Here is a 4,453-nt window from a genome sequence, read left to right as displayed (position 1 = left end):
TTGCCGAAATTCCGTTCTGAAAAACTTCCCCTGGATGTATTAGCCATTGATACCGATTGGAAATCACCCAATCAATGGGACGGCTGGAATTGGAACAATACTCTTTTTCCGGATCCTCTGAATTTTTTATATTGGACTAAAAATCAAGGATTAAAAGTAACATTAAATATCCACCCTTCAATTGAAACAAATGATCCGTTATTCACAACAGCAAATAATACAGCAGATGGATTAGTTAAAATTCAGAATTCCAGCAAATATTATTTTGACTTTAGCAATAAAATACATGCCCAGGCTTACTTCGATTTACATAAACCCTTCAATACACAAGGTATTCGATTTTGGTGGCTTGATTGGTGTGACGGGAAAATAATGATGAGTATACCCGGTCTGCCCGGCGATAGTTGGATCAATAGCCTTTATGCCAAAAATGCAGAAGAACAGGGGCTGCGAGGATTTGCTTTTTCCCGCATCGGGAATGGTTTTGAAAATTATTCCGGGCCGGGAAAAGCAGGAACTGCCTGGGCAGAACACCGCTACACTGTCCAATTTACCGGAGACACCTATGCAAGTTGGAATATGTTAGGATTTGAATCTTACTATACCATCAGGGCTGCTAATATAGGAATGTCTTATGTATCGCACGATTTAGGCAGTTTCCATCAAAACACATTAGCCGATGATATGTATATCCGCTGGGTACAATTGGGTACATTTCAACCCATCTTCCGTTTACATTCTGATCATGGACTACGTTTACCATGGGATTATCCCAATGTCACCTCACAAGCAGAAAATTTCATGCGTTTAAGACATTCACTGTTACCTTACATATATTCACAGGCATATAAATCGTCCACGGGTGAATTGCCCATAATAAGGGGAATGTATTTTGACTATCCGGAAACTCCCGAGGCATACACGTTTGATAAACAATATATGTTTGGTGAATCTATGTTGGTATCTCCGGTGGTCAATCCTGGTTTAGTTGCATTAACACAGGTGTGGTTCCCCAATGGGGAATGGACAAATTTTTTCACCAATGAAAAGGTAACAGGGCCTGTTACAAAGTATGTTTCATGCGATTTAAACTCTATGCCGGTATATGTAAAAGCAGGGGGTATAGTACCTTTAGCACCTTATTCCGATTACATCGGCCAAAATGCGGAGGATTCTTTAGAATTGAAAGTATACACCGGTGACGATGGCTCATTTGTCCTGTATGACGATGAAGGCGAAAATCTAAATTATAAATCGGGAATGTTTGCAACTACAAAAATTGATTATGTCGATAATTTAAAGACCCTGACAATAAATTCCCAAAATGGTAGCTACCCTAATGCTCCAACACAACGCGCTTACAAAATTGAATTTTATAATATCAATACACCCGGGCAGGTTACGGTAAATGATATTTTGCTGAAAGAAGTTTCTAATAATTCTTCTGAAGGATGGTATATGAAAAATAATGTACTCTATGTACGCCTTAATGCACGCCCGGTTGAAATAAATTTGGTTATAAAAATTACCGTTTCAGACCAGACCTCTGATATACCGTCTGTTCTAAAATCTGATGTTAAAATATATCCTAATCCTGTAACAAAAGATTATGTTACAATAGATTTTGGAAATATTGTTGACAAGGGGCAATTAAATATATATAATACTCAAGGCGAAAAAATATTATCCAAAACTGTTGAGGGGCGCAATCAGGTAGGAATAAATACCAGTGCCTTTTGTAAGGGTTTGTATTTAGTAGATATAAAAACCAACAATGTTTTATTGAATAATAAGTTAATTATAGAATAAATTGTAATCGAGGTCACTACATCCGAGGATATCTTCGTATAATTCATGATGTAAGCGCTTAATAAAAACTATTTTTCTTTTCAAATCCCCTCCCCAAAATAAAAGAGGGCATTTGAAAAGAAAAAATAGTGTAGTACAAATCCAATTGATTTTGGTTTTTGCTCTTACCCTATTGATTATTGCCCCTGAAATAAAAAATCCGGTGCAAATTCATAAGCTTTTTGAAGCTTGCCCAGATAGGCATGAATAACTCCCAAGCTCCTAAGGTCAGAGCCAGCATCCGGAGAAGGGACTCCTACCTGTACTTTCATCAATTCACTGGAAACTTCATCCAACTTACGGCAATCGGGAAAAGAAGATTGGACCTTAGACAAATGATCACGAAGCACAACCCAAAGCCGGGGTGTTAATGTTTTGTAATATTTCATTTGTGTATTTTTAATCTTATCTAAAAGGGCTTCCATCTTTTTGCCCTGGCCATAATCCACGCCAGCCAGCCGGTTCCATTCACTTTTCCATTGTTGGATACTATCAAGCATGGCTTTACCCTCAGGATCATTTTCAATCTGCGCATAACGGTCGGCAATTTCCTGTTGCCAGTCATTAAGTTTTTGGTTTAGTGCACTTTGTTCATTTACCAGCCGGTTAAGATTAGCTGCCCTATCCTGGGAAGCTTTGTACTTTCCTGGATTTTCCCTTGCATCCTGCATTCCTCTGGCAGCCATCGATTGGGCAAATGCCTGCTTTTCTGCCTCATTCATTGTGGAAAGTTTTTGAACCTCCTCCAAAGACATGTTAGCTTGTTGCTTCAGCATTTTATTAGCCAGCTCCTGAGTTTCAGCATCAGAAAGATTCTCCCCCTTTTTAATTTTATTCATGTCTTTGTCTGAAAGATTATACTGCTGCGCTGTATGTGTCATTGCACCTTCCCGGCTTGCATCAGCCTTTTCATTTACTTTATCCTGCCTTGCATTAATATCTTCTGATAATTGATTATCAAGTTGATTTACCTGCTCTTTAAAATTCTGAATAGTCTCTTTGGCAGCATTGCAGGCCTCCTTGGGTAAAGCAGGGATTTTTTTGAGATATGCTTCAGGGGTGACCTGGGCGTTGACAAACGTCACATTGATCAGAAATGTGACAATAACCGCCATATAGGTTTTCATAATTTTAAAGTTTTATAAATTCAACCCTGCGATTAAGCGCCTTGTTGGCCGGACTGTCATTGGGCGCTACCGGCTTGGTTGCACCCATACCATCCGATTCAATCCTGGAAGCATCAATACTGAAAGTTTTGACCAGTTCATTTTTAACTGCTGCTCCTCGACGTTTGGAAAGATCCAAATTTGCTGCAGCAACTCCGTCATTATCGGTATGCCCTACAATTTTTATCCTCAAACCTGGATTTTCACTCATCACCGCTGCAATTCCCTTGAGAGTGCCGAAAGATTCAGGTTTAACCACATCCTTATTTACATCAAAATAAATCCCGTAGCTCACCAACTTCCCTTCAGTAAGTAATTTATTGCGCATATCCGGTGCTCCTACAGCTATTCTTATATTGCTGATCATAGCAGCACCATCTTCAAATCTAAGCCTGTCAACCTTCAAACACTCAACAGGCAATGCTTTAGGAAGGTCAAACAACTTATTCTGATTCTGATACAGCCTTATCCTGGATTTCTGAACCCAAATGGCAATATGGTATTGATGATTTAAAACTTCTTTATATATCTCTTCTTCTTTAGTCCCTCTTAATGCTAATTCTTCACAACCTCCTTTTAAAAACCAGGTGGAAAAAGAAGGCCTGCCAAAATATTCAATTTGGAAGTGAAAACCGCCCTTGCCTGGTGCTGAGCCATAATCAAAAGCTTTCGTATTTATGCACTGCATAAGCCTTACATGATAACCGGCCATGTTATTCTCCGCGTTTGCCGCCGGAATGATATCAAACTCTATGGTATAATTATCAGGCAGGGTAAGAAGATTATCAGTCCAAATAGCTTGTTCGGTATTGAATTTTACCCAATGCCCGGGAAATAAATTTGTCGTAACCACTTCTGCAGAACCATTGGTATTCCAAAGGGCCGGGAAATCGCCCACAGCGTCCTGGCTGAAATCTTCATAATAAATGACCTTTTCACCCGGAACAAAATCAAATTTTGAATAAGATTCCAGACCAACAGGGGCTTCCTGCTTTTTGGACTCCGGATTATTAACACTCTCCTGCTTTTGCGATTCCTGTGTCTGTGTTTTGTCCTTGCTACCCTTCTTTTTAAACACCCCCTTGATTCCATTTTCAATGGAATTTAATCCCTTACCAATGCTCTGATCGGTCTTTTGGTTCAACTTGTTGTTCGTCTGATTTTCGACCTTATCTTTAACATCCACATCAACCTGGCACACTGCGTTTACCGTCAGGCCAAGCAAAGTCATTAAAATGACAGGTTTTAAAAAAGATTTCATTTTTTTAAGGATTAGGTTATTGTATAATTGGCCGGCTTTACCAGAGAGAATAAGACAATCTGAGACCACAACTAAAACCCTGAACTTAAATTAAATATAACATTTTTTTGTTAAATATTTAGTGCTTTTTACAAAAAAGTTTCATCTAAATAAATTATTTGTTATTATTATATTTTTG

3 protein-coding genes are annotated in these 4,453 nt (G+C 38.6%); 1 reads left to right on the top strand and 2 read right to left on the bottom strand.

What is annotated here, in order from left to right; translation table 11 throughout:
* Positions 1-1,809: glycoside hydrolase family 31 protein (locus tag Q8907_13210; GenBank protein MDP4275229.1), on the top strand; the 1,809-nt coding region annotated here is incomplete at its 5' end.
* A 176-nt stretch (positions 1,810-1,985) separates the two neighbouring features.
* Here the strand turns inward: Q8907_13210 and Q8907_13205 are convergent.
* Entirely contained in the window at positions 1,986-2,975 is a 990-nt protein-coding gene (locus Q8907_13205; protein MDP4275228.1) for a hypothetical protein, read from the bottom strand.
* A gap of 4 nt (positions 2,976-2,979) precedes the next feature.
* Positions 2,980-4,275: an OmpA family protein gene (locus tag Q8907_13200; GenBank protein ID MDP4275227.1), complete on the bottom strand. Its 1,296-nt coding sequence runs from the start codon at positions 4,273-4,275 to the stop codon at positions 2,980-2,982.
* Between the last annotated feature and the right edge of the window lie 178 nt (positions 4,276-4,453).

It is taken from the genome of Bacteroidota bacterium (assembly GCA_030706565.1).
Taxonomy (GTDB): Bacteria; Bacteroidota; Bacteroidia; order Bacteroidales; family JAUZOH01; genus JAUZOH01.
The sequence above is the reverse complement of the archived record's forward strand: the minus strand, read 5'-3'. Positions and strand labels throughout refer to the sequence as shown.